This window comes from Leptolyngbya sp. AN10 (genome assembly GCF_050565645.1).
In the GTDB taxonomy this organism is placed as follows: domain Bacteria; phylum Cyanobacteriota; class Cyanobacteriia; order Leptolyngbyales; family Leptolyngbyaceae; genus Leptolyngbya.
Window position 1 is genome coordinate 1 of record NZ_JBNXVP010000061.1, and the last position, 19,557, is coordinate 19,557.

General features: G+C 47.2%; 15 protein-coding genes, 1 tRNA gene and 1 pseudogene. 9 read left to right on the forward strand and 8 right to left on the reverse strand.

The features are described 5' to 3' along the window. A pseudogene (locus ACQ4M5_RS38510) lies at window positions 1-123 on the reverse strand (photosystem II q(b) protein); the annotation flags it as partial. 173 nt (window positions 124-296) lie between these two features. Then, complete coding sequence (locus tag ACQ4M5_RS38515) at window positions 297-1,334, reverse strand: hypothetical protein (RefSeq protein WP_430681082.1); 1,038 nt, start codon at window positions 1,332-1,334, stop codon at window positions 297-299. Between the two features lie 401 nt (window positions 1,335-1,735). Between ACQ4M5_RS38515 and ACQ4M5_RS38520 the strand changes: the two genes are divergently transcribed. Both ACQ4M5_RS38520 and cofG read left to right on the forward strand, forming a co-directional pair. Then, the gene (locus ACQ4M5_RS38520; protein WP_430681083.1) at window positions 1,736-2,416 is read left to right on the forward strand and encodes a helix-turn-helix transcriptional regulator; all 681 of its coding nucleotides are present in this window, start codon (window positions 1,736-1,738) and stop codon (window positions 2,414-2,416) included. Window positions 2,417-2,437: 21 nt separating this feature from the next. After that, the gene (gene cofG / locus ACQ4M5_RS38525) at window positions 2,438-3,409 is read left to right on the forward strand and encodes a 7,8-didemethyl-8-hydroxy-5-deazariboflavin synthase subunit CofG (protein WP_430681084.1); all 972 of its coding nucleotides are present in this window, start codon (window positions 2,438-2,440) and stop codon (window positions 3,407-3,409) included. Here the strand turns inward: cofG and ACQ4M5_RS38530 are convergent. The 4 genes from ACQ4M5_RS38530 to tig form a co-directional block, all read right to left on the reverse strand. Further along, entirely contained in the window at window positions 3,355-4,212 is an 858-nt protein-coding gene (locus ACQ4M5_RS38530; protein ID WP_430681085.1) for an alpha/beta fold hydrolase, read from the reverse strand. The genes cofG and ACQ4M5_RS38530 overlap by 55 nt on opposite strands. Before the next feature lie 69 nt (window positions 4,213-4,281). Beyond that, entirely contained in the window at window positions 4,282-5,619 is a 1,338-nt protein-coding gene (clpX, locus tag ACQ4M5_RS38535) for an ATP-dependent protease ATP-binding subunit ClpX (RefSeq protein ID WP_430681086.1), read from the reverse strand. A gap of 9 nt (window positions 5,620-5,628) precedes the next feature. After that, window positions 5,629-6,324, reverse strand: coding sequence for an ATP-dependent Clp endopeptidase proteolytic subunit ClpP (clpP, locus tag ACQ4M5_RS38540; protein ID WP_430681087.1), 696 nt, complete (start codon window positions 6,322-6,324; stop codon window positions 5,629-5,631). Between the two features lie 158 nt (window positions 6,325-6,482). Further along, window positions 6,483-7,886, reverse strand: coding sequence for a trigger factor (tig, locus tag ACQ4M5_RS38545; protein WP_430681088.1), 1,404 nt, complete (start codon window positions 7,884-7,886; stop codon window positions 6,483-6,485). 308 nt (window positions 7,887-8,194) lie between these two features. Between tig and ACQ4M5_RS38550 the strand changes: the two genes are divergently transcribed. From ACQ4M5_RS38550 to ACQ4M5_RS38570, 5 genes are all read left to right on the forward strand, one after another. Next, entirely contained in the window at window positions 8,195-9,235 is a 1,041-nt protein-coding gene (locus ACQ4M5_RS38550) for an aspartate-semialdehyde dehydrogenase (RefSeq protein WP_430681089.1), read from the forward strand. Window positions 9,236-9,259: 24 nt separating this feature from the next. Further along, window positions 9,260-10,156, forward strand: a complete 897-nt coding sequence (dapA, locus tag ACQ4M5_RS38555; RefSeq protein WP_430681090.1) for a 4-hydroxy-tetrahydrodipicolinate synthase — start codon at window positions 9,260-9,262, stop codon at window positions 10,154-10,156. Between the two features lie 88 nt (window positions 10,157-10,244). Continuing rightward, complete coding sequence (locus tag ACQ4M5_RS38560; RefSeq protein ID WP_430681091.1) at window positions 10,245-12,005, forward strand: ribonuclease J; 1,761 nt, start codon at window positions 10,245-10,247, stop codon at window positions 12,003-12,005. Between the two features lie 149 nt (window positions 12,006-12,154). Continuing rightward, a tRNA-Arg gene (locus ACQ4M5_RS38565) sits at window positions 12,155-12,227 on the forward strand. 71 nt (window positions 12,228-12,298) lie between these two features. Continuing rightward, window positions 12,299-12,499: a type II toxin-antitoxin system HicB family antitoxin gene (locus tag ACQ4M5_RS38570; protein ID WP_430681092.1), complete on the forward strand. Its 201-nt coding sequence runs from the start codon at window positions 12,299-12,301 to the stop codon at window positions 12,497-12,499. Between the two features lie 365 nt (window positions 12,500-12,864). Here ACQ4M5_RS38570 and ACQ4M5_RS38575 read toward each other — a convergent pair whose 3' ends face one another. Further along, the gene (locus tag ACQ4M5_RS38575; RefSeq protein WP_430681093.1) at window positions 12,865-13,392 is read right to left on the reverse strand and encodes a DUF29 domain-containing protein; all 528 of its coding nucleotides are present in this window, start codon (window positions 13,390-13,392) and stop codon (window positions 12,865-12,867) included. A gap of 15 nt (window positions 13,393-13,407) precedes the next feature. On the opposite strand from ACQ4M5_RS38575, the gene ACQ4M5_RS38580 reads away from it, so the two are divergent. Continuing rightward, entirely contained in the window at window positions 13,408-13,995 is a 588-nt protein-coding gene (locus tag ACQ4M5_RS38580) for a macro domain-containing protein (RefSeq protein WP_430681094.1), read from the forward strand. Window positions 13,996-14,064: 69 nt separating this feature from the next. Continuing rightward, on the forward strand, window positions 14,065-14,646 hold the full coding sequence (locus tag ACQ4M5_RS38585) for a Uma2 family endonuclease (RefSeq protein WP_430681095.1): 582 nt from the start codon (window positions 14,065-14,067) through the stop codon (window positions 14,644-14,646). A 41-nt stretch (window positions 14,647-14,687) separates the two neighbouring features. Here the strand turns inward: ACQ4M5_RS38585 and gltB are convergent, their stop codons facing one another. Continuing rightward, window positions 14,688-19,319, reverse strand: a complete 4,632-nt coding sequence (gltB, locus tag ACQ4M5_RS38590; RefSeq protein ID WP_430681096.1) for a glutamate synthase large subunit — start codon at window positions 19,317-19,319, stop codon at window positions 14,688-14,690. Between the last annotated feature and the right edge of the window lie 238 nt (window positions 19,320-19,557).

Sequence of the window (19,557 nt, forward strand, 5' to 3'; positions counted from 1 at the left end):
CAATGTGGGGATCATCAATACGCCGAACCAGCCTACATAAAGGCGGTTGTCGGTGGAGGTGACCCAGTTGCAGAACTGCGCCCACAGATTTGCGCTCTCGCGTCTCTGTAAGGTGGTTGTCATGGTTCTGTATGAGTGCTTAGTTGGTTTACTCGAAGATTAGATTGACGAATCAATCTATGAATCTAGATTAAGGGAGTTATTTCGTTTTGTAAAGGGGTGAATTAAGTTTCTACTCATTTTCCGTAACAATGAATTCATAGTTGCGGAGGTTGATCGATAAAATCTGCCCGATTTCAAGAATGAGAAGCATCGCCGATTCTGAGATTTGACAGAGCTTGCTTCATATCGGTTTCTAAGAAACGATCGACAGAGCCATGAATCCAAGCAAAAGATTTCTGATGATCTTCGCAAATCCGCTCAAATCCAAGGATTTGCCGCAACCTCTCATAAATTGGATGAACGATTAATGTGTACAAATCACAAATCTCTGGGTAGTCGTCCCGAATCTTCAGTAAGGTTTGCTGTGCATCCTCTAAAAGCTGGCAGAGAGTCGCAACGCTGAGATAGGGCTGATCAATTACCCAAGCTCGAATGTAAATCGATAGGCAATTTCGATCGCCGGGAGCCGCCATGATGAACGGGTCAACCGGATTGTCTGTGGTGAGGTAAAGACTTCTGCTGGGTGGTTGGAAAAAGTAAACATCCGACTCTGATGCAACTGGAAACAGCACAGAGGCAGCAACGACCGTGTAATTGTCAGAGCGTCGTAAAACTCGCATTCCGGTGGCGTATTGTTGCGACCAAATTCTTAGAACTTTCGCAACTTTTGACATTGCAGCCCCATCGCGAATCATCGGGGCATAGTTCCGGGTGTAGAGATTCGCGATCGAGATTGCATCAGTACGCGGATTAAACGCATCTGCAAAAAGTTCGATCGGTTTCTCCAGTTTTGGCAATTCCAGATCAGGCAACGATCGGATTTGTAAACAGAGTGAATTTCCGTCGTACTGTTTATCGAGCAGTCCTACAGCAACTAAGCGATCAATCATCATTCCAGCCGCGCGATCACTGCCTCGATCTTGTCCCTGATAGAACAGTTCAGCCGCTTCCCGATGTGTGCAGTTGATTAAACCGTTTGGAGCATGAAGCTCTTCTAGGTTTGTGGGAAGCCGCCCATTTAATTCCTCTTGCTGCTTCAGGAGAAGATAAGCCCACAACCGCACAAAATATTCTGCTTTGCGCCGTGTGAGTCCGCCTCGTCGCTGAATCATGGATACGTATGGACGCTGGATCTCGATCGGAAACAAGCGGTCTACCAGTTCTGGAATCATGACAGGTGGGGGCTTGTGAAATTATTGAGAGAAACAACCCAATTGGGTGATAGTTATTCAATCTCTTAATCAACGACAATCTGAGATGAGAAATTACGGATGCTTTTATTTCGTTCGATTTGTGATAGCAAGAATTGCCTTAATTCGCGATCGAACGGTTAGAAGTGCATCCTAAATTTATATCGCTCTGTTCCAACCAAAGTGATGCAATGTTTATGGTTCTGGAGCGCTTCTTTTATTATGGTTAGTTCTTTCTTTAGGACTTATGAAATTCCTAAAACTTAAACTTACTTCAGTCTAGTTCGCTGTTGTTCAGGTTAGTTCGGTATTCTTCAGTGCGCTCATTGTGTGTTCAGAACGACAGTCACCACAATGAGGCAGTGCTTAACAATTCTGAATCTATGGTTGTTCCCTTCTTTTCTGTGCCTCCCGCTCACCATTTCGCCTGGGTGAACGTTTACGCTCAACAGCGATCGAGCCGCCGTTCTCGCCGCAACACTCCGAATGATAAGAATCAGCGGGAGTTTTCGAGTTTGCCCTCTGAAGAAGGTGATTTTGTTAGCCAGGACGTACTCTGGGGTGTGTTGCTGGAGGCGATGCCGCTCGGTGTAATGGTTTTGGCATCTTCGCTCTCAATGGTTTATTGCAATGACAAAGCGAAAGCGTTATGCGATCGCTTACGAAACGAAGAAGATGAATTGCCGATTAGTGTTTGCCAGCTTTGTCAGCGATTGATCCAAGCAGAATCATCAGAGCCGCTGATTATGGAGTATCAGGAGCAAGACTTGTTCTTTCGCTTGCAGGCTCGATGGATAAATTTATCCACGCCACAACCCTTACTGTTGGTTCTAATCGAGGATTGCCATGAATCGATGCGGAATGAATTAGCGATCGAGCAAGATAAGTATGAATTGACGGATCGAGAAGCCGAAATCTGGTTCTTGTTAAGGCAAAAGTATTCGTATCAAGACATTTCTACTTTGCTGAATATCAGCTTGAATACAGTCAAGACTCACGTTAAAAACATTTATGCGAAGCGAAAGAGTTTAGCAAACGATCGCAAAATTTGGTATTCCAGATAGTAGGTTTATTCTGGTGCGCTGATGCGATCGATTACTTACAGTCCGGCTTATACGATCGTTCCTACTTACGAATGCTTTAATCGCTGTACTTACTGCAATTTTCGGACAGATCCAGGTCAAGACAATTGGCTGGGTCTGTCCGAAGCAGAAAGAATTTTGAGCAAGCTTCAGAATGTCATTGAGATTTTAGTTTTAAGCGGAGAAGTTCATCCGCAGCATCCTTCACGATCTGCTTGGTTCGATCGTATTTTTGATCTTTGCAAACTTGCTCTTTCAATGGGATTTCTACCCCACACAAATGCTGGAATTCTCACATTCGACGAGATGGCGAAATTAAAGACCGTTAATGTTTCGATGGGTTTGATGTTAGAGCAAGTGACACCAACCTTGTTAGAAACGGTTCATCGTCATGCACCGAGTAAAATTCCAGAAGTGCGATCGCAACAATTAGTTTGGGCTGGAGAGTTACAGATTCCATTTACAACTGGATTGCTGTTAGGAATTGGAGAGAGTGAGCGCGATCGAATCGACACTTTAGAAGAAATTGCTCGAATTCACGATCGCTTCGGTCACATTCAAGAAGTTATTCTCCAACCGTATAGTCCTGGTCACAAAGAGAGCCTTTCTCAAGCTGCTTTTAGTCCACAACAATTAATCGAATTAATTAAAGTCGCACGTCAGACTTTACCGGAATCAGTTGCAATTCAAATTCCTCCAAATCTGATTCCAGACGATCTAATTGCTTGTCTAGAAGCAGGTGCAACCGATTTAGGCGGAATTAGTCCACACGATGAAGTGAACCCCGATTATCCTCACCCAAAAGCGTCGGATTTAGAGGCATTAATTGAACCGTATGGATTTGATTTAGTTCAGCGATTGCCCGTTTATCCACAGTACGATCGATGGCTTTCTGACCGATTGAGAAACGCTGTTCAACGTTACAGAGCGACTGGACTCGCAACCCCTAAAAACTCTGTGACATATCGAAGATAAGTGCCAGAATCTTCAAGCATTGGAAAATGTGCGGTGTTTGGAATCACGACGTGCTGAACTCGATCGCTTAATGCCGCCGCTTTCCCTCCCATTTCGGCAGGAATAATTTTGTCGTACTCACCCGAAATCAACAGTGTCGGAACTGAAATTCGAGCAAATTCACCGGGCATTGTGGTCGCTGCTTCCTCGCTCACAGCAGAGAACATTGTTCCAAGTGCTGCCGCTTCATCTGCTAATAGGAAATCAGCCAGAAATGCGCGGCTCATGTCGCGTGGGACGGATTGATGGAGAAATCGCTGCATGAATAAGCGATCGGTAAACGGCAAACTATAGAGCCAAGGCAGGCGAAATTTCACCACATAGCCACCGAACTGATGAAACGCTTTAAATGCTCTCTCTTGATATTCAAAAATGCCGCTACAGGTGAGAACGGCTCGATCGACAAATTCCGCGTATCGATTGAGGAATAAAACCGCGATCGATGATCCAGTCGAATGTGCGTTTAAACAAACTTTCTGAAGTCTCAGCGCAACTAACAATCCCGCTAAGTCTCTAACATAAACATCAAGTTCATAAGTCGATTCGGGTGCATTGTCCATTCTCGATCGACCGAATCCGCGCATATCGTATAGCAAACAATCGAAATGATGAGAAAGCGATCGGGCTGTACTTTCCCAATACTTTGAAGAGCCACCCCAACCATGAACAAAAACTAAAACTGGCTTACCGCTCGGTTGATTATCTTCCGACTCGGTAAGCCATTCGTAGTAGTGATTAAAGCCGTTGACTGAAATGTAAGCCATGCTGAAAAAGCAGATTGATTCCTAGTAACTTTTAGGGTATCACTCGATTTTCAATCTGCCAGTTAAGCTTTATGCTGATTCCGGTTTTGGAATCGAGGACGGGTGAAGTAAGAGTTCAGCCGTCGATCGCTTCTCAACCATTTCGCGAGTAATCGTGCAGCGAGTGACATCTTTGCGGGATGGCAATTCGTACATGATATCGAGCATCATTTCTTCAACAATGCTCCGAAGCGCCCGCGCTCCAGTTTTCCGACGATATGCCTCTTGTGCGATCGCTCTCACCGCATCGGGCTTAAATTCAAGCTGCACGTTATCCATCTTGAGCAATTTCTGAAACTGCTTAACGAGTGCGTTCTTCGGTTCCGTCAGGATCTCAGCGAGTGCATCCTCATCAAGCGGATCAACCACTGCCATCACTGGAATCCGACCAATAAATTCAGGAATCAGACCAAACTTCACCAAGTCATCGGGTTCTAGATGTTGCAATACATCAGCAGTACGCTTCTCTTTCGATTGTTCACCGGATTGGACAAAGCCCATTGCTCGTTTGCCCATTCGCTGTTCGACTGCTTTATCGAGTCCGACAAATGCGCCACCACAGATAAACAGAATATTGCTGGTGTCGATTTGGATGCAGTCCTGGTAAGGATGCTTCCGTCCGCCTTGAGGGGGAACATTCGCGATCGTACCTTCCAACATTTTCAATAGCGCTTGTTGAACCCCTTCGCCCGATACATCACGGGTAATCGAAGGGTTTTCACTCTTCCGCGCAATTTTATCGATTTCGTCAATATAGATAATTCCGCGTTGTGCCTCTTCGACATCGAGATCAGCGACTTGAAGCAATCGGAGCAAAATGTTTTCAACATCTTCACCGACGTATCCTGCTTCAGTCAAAGTCGTTGCGTCTGCTACAGCGAACGGAACATCGAGAATTTCAGCTAAGGTCTGAGCTAGAAGCGTTTTGCCGCATCCAGTCGGACCAATTAATAGAATGTTTGACTTCTGAAGTTCAACCGCATCATCTGGGGAAGATTTGCCATTGCTCTTGGCTTGTAAGAAGCTCAAACGCTTGTAATGGTTATAAACCGCAACCGAGAGGACTTTCTTCGCCTCGTCCTGACCGATGACGTGTTCATCTAAATACTTCTTGATTTCACGCGGTTTAGGCAATTGATTCAAGGAGATATTTGCAGAACGCGATCGACGTTTCTCTGGGGCTTGCTCTCGGCGCGGAACAGGTTGCGGAGCAGCAGTGGAGTCGAACAACTCCTCATCTAAAATTTCGTTGCACAAATCTACGCACTCATCGCAGATGTAAACACCAGGACCAGCGATCAGTTTGCGGACTTGTTCTTGGGACTTGCCACAAAAAGAACATTTCAGATGGGAGTCGTACTTTGACATAGCTGCCTCTTATCTTGCTGCGGCGACAGGTTCGTTTGCTTTCGGAAGATTTTGCCGAGTAATTACTTGGTCAATCAATCCGTAAGCCTTGGCTTCTTCGGCAGACATGAAGAAGTCGCGTTCTGTGTCTGCTTCGATGCGATCGAGCGGTTGTCCGGTGTGCTGAGCGAGTAACTCGTTCAGCTTGCGCTTATGATAAAGGATTTCTTTCGCTTGGATCTCGATGTCCACCGCTTGCCCTTGAGCGCCACCCAACGGCTGGTGAATCATGATTCGAGAACTGGGCAACGACATCCGTTTTCCAGGAGTTCCACCGGACAGAAGAAACGCTCCCATACTAGCAGCGAGTCCAAAACAAATCGTGACCACATCACAGCTTACTTGCTGCATCGTGTCATAGATTGCCATTCCCGCTGTGACGGAGCCACCCGGAGAATTGATATAGATTTGGATATCTTTTTCAGGATCTTCGGCTTCAAGGAACAGAAGCTGAGCGACCAGAGAATCGGCAACGCTGTCATCGATCGCGCTTCCGAGGAAGATAATGCGTTCGCGCAGGAGGCGTGAGTAAATATCAAAGGCACGTTCGCCGCGCCCAGACTGCTCAACCACCATCGGAACGACATTGGTTGGAGCGGCTTGGGAGACGACATCCAGCGTGCTGAGATTTTGAATGATGTAGTCGTGAGATTGGGAGTTATACATGAGGCAAGCGGCTACGTTCCACAAGTTCAATTCTAGCCAACAAACGATAAGTTATCAGGCTTACATCTGAATGCTTAATGATTTGCTGGATTGGATTTATAAATGATTGGTGAATTGGGCAGGTGAGACACCCACCCCACAGCCATTTATAGTGATCCCTACTCTACAACTTCTACATCAACCGCTTGCGCTTCGGTTTCGTCGGATTCCTCTACCTCTTCAGGTTCGTCTTTTTTCAGCGTTCCTTCAGGAACAAGCTCGATCGATGAATTCGAGGTCAGCCAATCCATAATCTTTTCTTTGAGCAAGTCTTCTTCGACTGCGCCTCTGAGCCGATTCATATCAATGTCGCGTCCTTCCAACTCGGTCAGTAGTTCTTGAACTTTATTATTTAGTTCATCTTCTTCGACCTTGAGCGATTCCTGCTTGGCGACTTCACCGAGAGCGAGGGTACGCTTGATTCGCTCGATCGCATCAGGGCGCGATCGCTCTTTCAACATCGGGATCGTGTCCTTATTTAAGAGCCGCTTAATATCGATGCCTTGTTGCTGAAGCTGCATCGCGGTCTGCGTCACCATATATTCGACTTCACGTTCGATCATGGTTTCAGGCAATTCCACTTCAACTTGATTCAGCAATTCGTTTAGAACGGCTTCTTCTTTGTTCGATTTGGTTTGCTGCTCGGCTTCTTCCGTAAAACGTTTCTCTAAGGATTCGCGCATTTCAGCGATCGTTTCAAATTCATCACCGCTCGCTTCTTTCGCAAAGTCATCATCGACTTCCGGAAGTTCTTTGCCCTTCAATTCTTTGAGCGTAATTTCAAAGGTTGCGGGTCGTCCAGCGAGTTCATCTTGAGGATAATCTTCGGGAAAAGTGACCGAGATTTCCTTGGTTTCGCCCGCGTTCATGCCGAAAATACCTTCGACGAAGCCCGGAATAAAGCGACCGTCTTCGAGTTCAAGCTGAAAATCAGATGCTTCGCCGCCTGGAACTTCGATTTCTTCTTCACTATCCGCAGGTGTGAACCGACCTTTGAAATCGACAACCGAGACATCGCCTTTTTGAGCGGGGCGATCTTCGATCGGAATTAAAGTCGCCATTTGCTTCCGGTAATCTTCGATCACCGAATCGACTTTTTCTGGGTCAGCCTTGACTTCTTCTGCTTGAAGCGTGAAATCTTTGTACTGCTTTAACGTTACTTCAGGAGACACGTCTACCGATGCTGAGAACGTTAGCGCTTGACCAGGCGTATATTGGGCAATTAATTCATCGAACGACGATCGCAGTTGGAAATTTCCTAACGCTTCGATCTTTTCCTGCTCGATCGCTTGTTTCAGCGCAGCATCGACCAATTCTTCGATCACAGAGGCTTTAATTCGCGCCGCTCCAATGCGTTGGATCAGAACCTGACGCGGCACCTTGCCTTTACGGAACCCCGGAATATTCATCGATCGAGTGAAATCCTGCAACACACGATCGTAGGTCTTCTGAGACATCTCTGGCGTAATTTCAATTTCTAACCCGATTTGGCTGGCGGGTAGCTTTTCCTGGGTAACTTTCATCGGCGTAAGTGACAAAGAATGCGAATTTCTATCAAGCAGTAAGCTATACTAACCGATTCTAGTCACGGTTGCGCGATCCGTTTGGGGGAATCTTAAGGATCAAACTGATAAAATGGCGATGCGATTCTGCGATAATTCAGGGAACACTCTTCACGAAAAGGGTTTCCATCCGAGACTTGAATTCGTGCCCAAAGCAAGTTAGTCTCTGAAGGAACAGAACAAAATCTTTATTATTTTTACTAAGTTTTGCGTAAACGTAATCATTATTGATGCTTTTCTAATTTGAAGCCTGTTTGGAGGAATTTATTTTGGGTCAATCCTATCGAGTAGCGATTTTAGGGGCGACAGGAGCAGTCGGAACTGAACTATTAGAACTGTTGGATCAGCGTAATTTTCCTGTTTCTGAATTGAAGCTGTTAGCCTCTCCGCGATCGGCAGGCTCAACACTGACGTTTCAGGGCGAGAGTTTAGCGATCGAGGCAGTGAACGAGAATTCGTTTAACAATATTGATATCGTGCTGGCTTCGGCTGGCGGATCAATCTCGAAACAATGGGTCAAAGATATCGTGGCGGCGGGAGCCGTGATGATTGATAATTCAAGCGCGTTTCGGATGCAGGCGGATGTGCCGCTCGTTGTGCCTGAAGTGAACCCAGAAGCAGCGGCGAAACATCAAGGTGTGATTGCAAATCCGAACTGCACGACGATTTTGATGTCAGTTGCGGTTTATCCCTTGCATCAAGTGATGCCAATTCGTCGGATTGTGGCATCGACGTATCAATCCGCTTCGGGTGCGGGTGCGCGAGCGATGGAAGAAGTGAAGACTCAATCGATCGACATTCTCGAAGGCAAATCTCCAAAAGCCGAAATTTTGCCGTATCCATTGGCGTTTAACTTATTTCCGCACAACTCGAAGCTCGATGAATCCGGGTACTGCGAAGAAGAGTTGAAGATGGTAAATGAAACTCGCAAAATCTTCGGAGCTTCGGATCTGAGAATTACTGCAACTTGTGTACGGGTTCCCGTCTTACGGGCACACTCAGAAGCGATTAATCTAGAGTTTGATAGTCCGTTTGCTGTGGAGAAGGCGCGAGAAATCTTGCAGCAAGCACCAGGCGTGAAGCTTGTCGAGGATTGGAGCGCGAACTATTTCCCGATGCCGATCGATGCCAGCGGCAAAGACGAAGTTTTAGTCGGACGGATTCGCCAAGATATCTCTAACCCAAATGGTCTAGAACTTTGGCTATGTGGCGATCAAATCCGCAAAGGAGCCGCTTTAAATGCGATTCAAATTGCAGAATTACTGATTGCAAAGAACTTGCTCAAACCAGCTTTAGCAACGAACCGATAGTTATAAGAGGAGTTTAAATATAGTGTGGTAAATTTTGGAACTCTTTTGACTGCCATGATCACGCCATTTACAGCGGATGGAGCAGTCGATTACGCTGTTACAGAAAAGTTAGCAGATTACCTCGTCGAGACGGGCACAGATACGATCGTCGTTTGCGGCACAACTGGAGAATCACCCACGCTTTCTTGGGATGAAGAGTTTGAACTGTTCCAGGTTGTGAAACGTGCAGTCTCTGGTCGTGCTAAGGTAATGGCGGGAACCGGATCGAACTCGACATCAGAAGCGATCGCAGCAACGAAAAAAGCCGCTAAAATAGGGTTAGATGGATCTTTGCAGGTCGTCCCTTATTACAACAAGCCACCGCAATCAGGACTGTACGAACATTTTCGAGCGATCGCACAATCCTCGGATATGCCGCTGATGCTCTACAACGTACCAGGGCGCACCAGCCAAAATCTCCAGCCTGAAACGGTAGCTCGACTCTCACAAGTTCCAAATATTGTTGCAATTAAGGAAGCGAGTGGCAATCTAGATCAAGTGAGCCAAATTCGACGGATGACCCCGCCCGAATTTGAGATTTATTCTGGAGATGATTCTTTGACCTTACCTATGTTAGCGATCGGTGCAAAAGGTGTCGTCAGCGTTGCCAGTCATTTAGTCGGAACGCGATTGCAGCAGATGATCCAAGCATTCGAGAAGGGTCAAGTTCAGAAAGCGACCCAAATTCACTTAGAGCTACTTCCATTGTTCAAAGCTCTATTTGTCACGACGAATCCGATTCCTCTTAAAGCCGCATTAAGCTTGCAAGGATGGCAAGTCGGCGCACTTCGCCCACCGCTCTGCTCCCCCGATGAAGAAACCAAGCGTCACGTAAAGCAGGTCCTGGCTGAACTGAACTTGCTGCAAACGGTACACGCCTAAAGTTTTCTGCACAACTAAATATTTCCATGTTCACAGAAATTACTTCCTGTTGAACTCTTAGTTTTTCTCTTAAACCTGAAGGATACTGATGACTCAAAGTAACTCGTCTAACGCTCTCAAAATCATTCCCCTCGGTGGACTACACGAAATTGGTAAGAATACCTGCGTGTTTGAATACGGCGATGAGATTGTCCTACTTGATGCAGGACTCGCCTTCCCGACTGATGGAATGCACGGAGTAAACATCGTACTGCCTGACATGACCTATCTGCGCGAGAACCGCGAAAAGATCAAGGGCATGATCATCACTCACGGACACGAAGACCATATTGGCGGCATTGCGTTTCACCTGAAACAGCTAGATATTCCGGTGATGTATGGTCCGCGTCTGGCGCTTGCACTCCTCGAAGGCAAGCTCGAAGAAGCAGGCGTTTCCGATCGTACTGAACTCCGCACCGTTCGCCCTCGCGATATTGTTCGCATCGGGACACATTTCTTCGTCGAGTTCATCCGCAATACGCACTCGATCGCAGATAGTTTCACCGTTGCAATTCACACTCCGGTTGGTGTAGTTGTTCACACAGGCGATTTCAAGTTCGACCATACTCCGGTCGATGGTGAGAAGTTCGACATTCAGCGATTAGCCGAATACGGTGAAAAAGGCGTTCAATGTCTAATCAGCGATTCGACCAATTCTGAAATTCCGGGCTTTACTCCGTCAGAACGATCGGTGTTCCCGAATCTCGATCGCGTTTTCACCCAAGCCAAAGGACGCTTGTTAATCACGACCTTTGCTTCATCAGTTCACCGGATTAATATGATTCTGGAACTTGCTGAGAAGCATAGTCGCGTGGTTTCGGTGTTAGGTCGATCGATGCTCAACGTAATCGCCCACGCTCGCAATCTCGGATACATCAAATGCCGCGATGATTTACTTCAACCGCTGCACGTCGCTCAAAAGACTCCAGATGAGAATGTCTTGATTCTGACTACTGGATCGCAAGGTGAACCGATGTCAGCGATGACTAGAATCGCTAATGGTGAACATCGTCAAGTGAAGATCCGCGAAGGTGACACCGTTGTATTCTCTGCGAACCCGATTCCTGGAAATACGATCGCAGTTGTGAATACGATCGATAAACTGATGATGAACGGCGCGAAAGTCGTTTACGGCAAAGACCAAGGCATCCACGTTTCCGGTCACGGTTGCCAAGAAGACCAGAAATTGATGTTAGCCCTAACCCGTCCGAAGTTCTTCTTACCTGTCCACGGTGAACATCGGATGCTCATCAAACACTCCCAAACTGCTCAAAGCACTGGCGTTCCCGCTGAGAACATGGTGATTATTGACAACGGCGATGTTGTTGAACTGAGCAAGGATTCGATTCGTAAAGCTGGCAAAGTTAAGGCAGGGATTGAACTGGTCGATACTTCTCGATCGGGCATGGTTGACGATCGCGTTTTGAAAGAGCGTCAGCAATTAGCAGGTGATGGAGTTGTCACGGTAGCAGCAGCTATTACGAACGAAGGTCGATTGTTTGCGAAGCCTGATGTGCATTTGCGCGGTGTCGTCACTTCGATGAATCCAGAGCAACTACGATCGAGAATTGAAGAATCGATCGGGACGGTCTTAAGCGATCGTTGGAATGAGTTCTACAGCACGTTTGATGGTCGAGTCGAGATCGATTGGACAGGTTTACAAGTTCAGATCGAGCGCGAAATTCATCGCTTGCTGCGACGAGAGCTTCAAAGCAATCCGCTGCTGGTGTTCTTGATGCAGAATCCTGATCCGGCTGCGGTGAAGGCGGCTCCAACGAGACAGCGGGCTACGGCGAAAGTGGCATCGTAGAGGAGTGGGGAGTAGGGAGTGGGGAGATGTAAAATTTGGTTCCCTACTCCCCACTCCCCACCCCCCACTTTCCTAACGAGAATCTTGGAACGTTAGATTGTAATGAGTGCGATCGACAAGATTCTTGCTATACTCACAGAGTAACGAGAGGGCATGTAGCTCAGGGGATAGAGCACCAGATTCCGGTTCTGGGTGTCGCAGGTTCGATTCCTGCCATGCTCGTTTAGTCGAACCCCTTGAAAGTCAATGGCTTTTGAGGGGTTTGCTGTCTTTAAATTCAAGTGGAGGTCGCGATGAAAGGCAGAGAGTTCTACGTTGTCATTGAGCGTGACGAAGATGGAATGTATGTCGGTGAAGTTCCGCAGTTGAAGGCTTGTTATAGCCAAGGGGAAACGATCGATGAACTGATGCAGAACATTCAAGAAGTAATTGAGATGTGTCTTGAAGAGTTGGAAGAATCAATTACTGGGTTTGTGGGTATTCAGAAAAGATGAATTGATTGAATCGTTAGAGTAATTCTTGATACTACTTAACCTGAGTTCGGGATAAGAAAGTGGTAGACATGCCCTAGCCAAATCCCTCTTGCTGCGTTGCGAGTCCGCCCGGAAATGAATCTCCGGGCTAATGGAGGAAACCCCGCTGAAGCGGGCTGAGTGCGTAACACAGAGTTCTTAGCCCGCTTCAGCGGGGTTGCTTTGATCAGCCCGGAGATTCATTTCCGGGCGGGTGAATGCGGCAAACGATATCTTTTCAAGCACATGCTTAACCCGAACTCAGGTTACTTAGAGCCATGCTCTGCAAGTGCGATCGCACCCAATGATTTTGCACTGATGCGGAAAGCGATCGAGCAAACTGAACTTTAATCTTCTAATAACTCGCTTGCTTCACCGGGAAAGAAGCGATCGCTCAACATCTCTTCTAAAGCATAAGGGCATTCCCTTGGAAATGTTCGCCCGGATAAATCAGTCTCTTTCACTGCTAATTCGACCCCTTTCAGATATGCCTTCTCGATCGCTTCTTCAATGTAAGGCTTCAAACTGGGATTATCCTCAAGTAAATCATTAATATCTAAGCGTTGAATCCGAAGCGTGGCTAACCAGCTACGACTACGATTCTGCGGTTGATACTGCCATTTCAGCAAATGCCCAATCAGAACGCTCATGCGATTCCGAAGTTCTTGGCGCTGCTGTTTCCCCAAAGATTCGATCTCCTCAATAATATTTGGCACATCAAGCTGGCTCCATTGCTGATTCTTCAGGAGCATTGCCTGTTCTTGTGTCCAAGCATAGAAGTCAGTGTCGTAGAGACTGGAAGAAATTGACGGTTTCGCTTCAGGGAGATTCATGGCTTGATGCGATCGTAATGCCTCATTATAGTTGCACATCATATTGGAGATTATGAGTTGAAGCTTATCCTCACGGCACCGAATTCTTCTCTCTTTGCAGCGTTTCAAGATCACTTTATTCAATTTGCTGATGTGGAAATTGTGAATGATCGCTTTGAATGGATTTCAGATTTTGATTGCTTGGTCAGTCCTGCTAATTCTTTCGGCATGATGGATGGTGGAATGGACGCGGCAATTACCCAATTCTTTGGAGTTTCCCTAGAGCGACGAGTTCAGCAGCGAATTCTTGAGGACTATCTGGGAGAACAGCCTGTCGGAACCTCGTTCATTATTGAAACTGAACATCCGAAGCATCCGTTTCTTGCTCATACTCCAACGATGCGAGTTCCCATGACAATTCAGGGGACAGATGTTCCTTACATTGCAATGTGGGCGACGCTTTTAGCAGTTCGGCAGCATAACAAGACTTCGCAGAAATCGATCGAGCGTTTAGTTTGTCCTGGATTTGGAACAGGAATTGGTCAGGTTCCGCACTCTGAAGCAGCGCGACAAATGGCGATCGCTTACGATCACTTCCTTTATCCACCGAAGGTTATCAACACGTTCGTTGCAGCATCGCGACAACTGCAAATTTGGGAAGGATAAACGTTAATCAGCCACTTGAAACAACAGGTATGATCAATCAACACCATGAAATCTTAGGACGAGATTGACATGATTGTTCAAGCTGATAAAAAGCACTACAGCACTCAAGAGTATTTAGAGCTAGAACTCGCCTCTGAAGCCCGGAGTGAATATCGCGACGGAGAAATCGTCCCCATGACTGGCGGTACACCAAATCATAATGACATCGCCGGAAATCTCTACATTCTTCTCAAGACCGCTCTGAAGACAAAGAACTATCGAACGTTCTACACCGATCAGCGTCTTTGGATTCCAGCCGTTAATCTTTACACTTACCCTGATGTTATGGTCGTGCCGAAACCGATCGAGCTTCAGACTGGGAGAACAGATACAGTCGTCAATCCCTGTCTGATTGCTGAAGTTTTATCAAAATCAACACAAAATCATGACCGAGGCGAAAAATTCGTTGCTTATCGGACAATTTCCAGTTTCCAAGAATATGTCCTGATTGATCAGTACCGCATTCGTGTTGAACACCACGTAAGAACAGCGGTCAATCAATGGCTACTTTCAGAGTTTGATGATCCAACTGCGACTTTAACGCTCGGAGCAGTCGGGGTTGAGATTCAAATTGCCCAACTTTACGAGGGCATTGATTTTAGTGAGACGTGAAAAGGGAGCGATCGCACATTTATACGATCGCTCCCTTTCCCCTAAGCCGAAACTGCTACTTTCTCGATATCTGGATTTGCTTCGGGTGTATCTTTCTCAGATGGTGGAATCACTTGCCAGAACTTCGACAGCGACTCTGACCAGTTCGCCAAAATCGCCTTTGCTTTCGGGCTACCCGTATACTCTACATGAGCCTCAAGTAGTTCTTTTAACTGTTGTTCACCCGCAGGCGCAGTCACACGCTGAACCTTAACGATCTCAGCATTGACTTTCTCTTGGAAGCTGCCATCTTCATCGAAGAAGTAAGCTAAACCGCCCGTCATACCCGCACCCACGTTACGACCTGCACGACCGAGAACAACGACTACGCCGCCTGTCATGTATTCGCAACAGTGATCGCCAACTCCTTCGACAACGGCTTCAGCGAGGGAGTTTCGGACGGCAAAGCGTTCGCCAGCTTGTCCATTCGCGAAGAGTCGTCCACCCGTTGCACCATAGAGGCAGGTATTACCAATGATCACGTTTTGAGAAGGATCATAGGTGGCTTCAGGTGTAGGTTTGATTGCGATCGTACCTCCGTGCATTCCTTTACCTACATAGTCATTCGCTTCGCCGACTAAGTTCAGCGTCATACAAGGTAGGTTGAATGCTCCGAAGCTTTGTCCGACGCTTCCGGCAAAGTTCAAAGTGATTTGACCACCGAAACCGGAATTGCCGTATTGTTTCGCGATCGCACCGGAGATTCGAGTTCCAACAGTTCGATCCGTGTTGATAACATCGATCGAATGAGTCACATCGCCTTGATTCTGGATTGCAGCTTGAACATCCGCATCACTTAGAATTTGGTCATCAAGAACAATGCCGTTACTATGAACGGCTTCATGATTCAGCCAAGAACGATCGCTCTTAGTATCCGGTAGCTGAGTCAAACAATCCAGATTCAACATCTGAGTCTTGGTTAAACCCACACCTTCACGCATCTTCAGCAGATCAGCACGTCCAATGATTTCATTTAGGGATTTGTAGCCTAAACGAGCTAAAAGCGATCGAACTTCTTCCGCGACAAACAAGAAGAAGTTAACGACGTGTTCTGGTGTTCCAGGGAAACGTTTACGTAGTTCTTCTTTCTGGCTTGCAACTCCGACCGGACAGCTATTGGTATGACAGATCCGAGCCATGATGCAACCTTCGGCAATCATCGCGATCGAGCCAAATCCAAACTCTTCACCGCCCATCAGAGCCGCCATTACAACGTCCCATCCGGCTTTGATGCCGCCATCCACTCGGAGAATGACGCGATTGCGCAATTGGTTCTGCATCAATACACGATGTACTTCGGTTAAGCCCAATTCCCAAGGACTTCCAGCGTGCTTAATCGAGCTAAGCGGAGATGCACCCGTACCGCCATCGTGACCGGAGATTTGGATAATGTCCGCGTTCGCTTTAGCGACTCCAGCCGCGATCGTACCAATACCAACTTCTGCTACCAATTTCACCGAGACTTGAGCCACGGGATTGATTTGGTGTAGGTCAAAGATTAGTTGAGCGAGATCTTCGATCGAATAAATGTCATGGTGCGGCGGCGGAGAAATTAGGGTCACTCCAGGCTTCGATCGACGTAGCAAGGCAATGTAAGGACTCACTTTCGGTCCCGGCAATTGTCCGCCTTCACCGGGTTTTGCGCCTTGAGCCATTTTGATCTCGATTTGCTTCGCGTTCATCAGATACTCAGGTGTCACGCCGAAGCGACCGGAAGCAACTTGCTTGATTGCAGAGTTGGCAGTGTCTCCAACCTTCAGTCCTTTGAGATGAGGTAAGAGCGGCGAAATTCCGTCTTGCACTTCATTGAGAACTTTGTATCGAACGGGATCTTCTCCGCCTTCGCCAGAGTTCGATCGACCACCTAAGCGGTTCATTGCGATCGCTAATACTTCATGCGCTTCACGAGACAAGGCACCTAGCGACATTCCACCTGTACAGAAGCGTTTCACGATTTCGGTCGCGGATTCAACTTCATCAATTGAGATTGAGTCTCGATCGCTCTTGAAATCAAGCAAATCTCTCAATGCAGTAATCGGACGATTCGCTAAATGCTTTTGATACAAATCATAGTGATCAAAGCTATTCGTTCTAACCGCTTGGTGTAGATGCTTCGCCAGTTCCGGGCTGTTCATGTGGTACTCACCACCCGGACGATATTGAACAAATCCGAAGTTTTCGAGCTTTTTGGTAGTCAACTCTGGAAAGGCACGACTGTGGAACGAAAGAATTTCTTGGGCGAGTTCTGCGATCGTTAATCCACCCAACCGCGATGCAGTTCCAAAAAATCCTAAGTTGAGCAGATCACCACCGATACCGATCGCTTCAAAGATTTGAGCGGCTTGATAGCTCGATAGCAAGGAGATGCCCATTTTCGAGAGGATCTTGAGAAGACCATCTTCGATCGCTTTACGAAAGTTCGCTTGCACAGCAGTTAAACTTGCCGCTTTGATCTTTCCGCGTTCCATCAAGCTCTGAGTCTTGGAATCTGCCCACCATTGACGAACGGATTCCAGTGCCAAGTAAGGACAAACCGCACTTGCACCATAACCAATCAAGCAAGCAAAGTGATGAGTACTCCAAGCTTGAGCGGTATCCACAATCAGAGAAGCCTTCATCCGCAGACCTTGACGGATCAGATGATGGTGAACGGCTCCAACGGCTAAGAGCGGTGGAATGTAGCTTTGATCAGCATTTAATCGAGTGAAATTGCCCGATCGATCTAAGCGATCGCTTAACACCAAAATCTTTTTGCCCGATCGAACGGCTTCCGCTGCCTGTTCGCACAAATTCTTGACCGCAGTTTTCAGCCCTTCAGGACCAGCGGCAATTTCAAACAATGTCGAAAGGTTAGCGGTTTCAGGACCTGAATTACGGATTTGATCAAGCTCTGGCTCAGTTAGAACAGGCGACTCTAATAAGAATAAATTCGCGCCTTCGGACTTGGTTTCGAGCAGATTCCCACGCGCTCCAAGTTGCATCGTCAGAGACATGACAAGCTTTTCGCGGAGAGGATCGATCGGCGGATTCGTCACTTGAGCAAACCGCTGTTTGAAATAGTCGTACAACAAGTGAGGACGTTCAGACAGAACTGCCAGCGGAATATCATCGCCCATACAGAAGGTTGGCTCTTTCCCTTGGGCTGCCATGTCTTGGATGACCATTTCCACATCTTCCAAGGTGTAGCCAAATGCAGTCTGATGCTTTAGAAGGGCTTGCTGATCCAGTTGGGAAGCTTCTAGATATTCCTGCGATCGCAGCGTTTTCCGATTTTGCTTCAGCCATTCTCCATACGGATGAGCATTTGCAACTCGCTGTTTGATTTCCCAGTTCTTCAGAACTTCAAGAGTTTGCAAATCGAACGCGATCATCTGTCCAGGACCGAGCCGCCCTTTCTCGATTACCTCAGATTCTGGAATATCGACTACGCCTGCTTCCGATGCTACGACGAGATAACCATCGCGTGTGATTGTGTAACGAGCGGGACGAAGACCGTTTCGATCGAGCGTTGCTCCAACAATTTTTCCATCACAGAACGCCAATAAAGCGGGACCATCCCAAGCTTCTTGAATGCCACTGTGATACTCGTAAAAGTCCACAATTTCAGGATGATCGGTCAATTCAGGCTGATTCTTGTAAGCCTCTGGAACCATCATCATTAGCGCTTCGACGGGGCTACGTCCGGAGCGAACGAGCAACTCCATCACGTTATCCAAGTTGGCAGAGTCGCTATTATTTGAGTTGACGGTCGGCTTCAGGGCAGTGATGCGATCGCCCCAAAATTCATGCGCCAAATCTGCTTCCCGCGCTTTCATCCAATTGACGTTGCCGAGCAGCGTATTGATTTCGCCGTTGTGTCCCAGAAGTCGCATCGGTTGAGCGAGTGGCCATTTCGGCATCGTGTTGGTACTGAAACGACGGTGATACAGGGCGAACGAAGTCTTATAGTTTGAGTTTTGCAGGTCTTGGTAAAATTCGCCCAAGATCGCCGATCGCACCATGCCTTTATAAACGATCGTGCGAGTTGAGAACGAGCAAACATACAACTCATCAAATCCAGGTTTTGCTTGCTCTGCCAAAATTCGGTGAATCTGTTTGCGAGTAAGGTACAGTTTGCGCTCTAACTCTTCACCGCTCAATGTGTCAGATTTCACTAACAATTGCTCGATTTGTGGCTGATTTTCCCGCGCTTGAACGCCAAGAATTTCAGGTTTAACCGGGACAATTCGCCAGCCTAAAAACGTTAAGCCTTCTTCGGCAATAATCCTCTCAGCAATTTCTTTGACGGATGCTGCGATCGCATTATCTTGCGGCAAAAACACCATGCCTACTCCAGTCTGATCCGGAGTTAGGGTTACACCTTGATCATTCGTCCACTGGTTCAAAATCTCCCAGGGAATTGCCGCCATCAGACCCGCACCATCTCCGGAGTCCTGATCCGCGCTACATCCGCCCCGATGTTCCAAGCAAGCGAGCGCAGACAACGCTTTCTCCATCAGATCGTGACTGTTGCGACCTTGCTGATCCGCGATAAAACCAACACCGCAGGCATCCCGTTCCTCGACTAGCCAGCGCTGACCTGCATATCCATTAAATTGATTGTGAGACTCTGACGGAACACTTGCTTGACTCATGGGAGGATTCATTCGATTCATTTCAAGAAGAGATTTTGGGATGAGACCGGAAACAAACTGGGGAAGAAATCAGCGCGGAAAATCTGGGAGAAGCTTTTGTGAAGATAAAGAGACTAATGCTCACATAAATTTAACAATCGAGTAAAAAATTCTGCGCGTCAAGCGATTTCGCCATCCTAGAGAATGCTCATAGACAAAACCGCCAACTCTGTTGCAAAATCTCAAACCTGAGAAACAA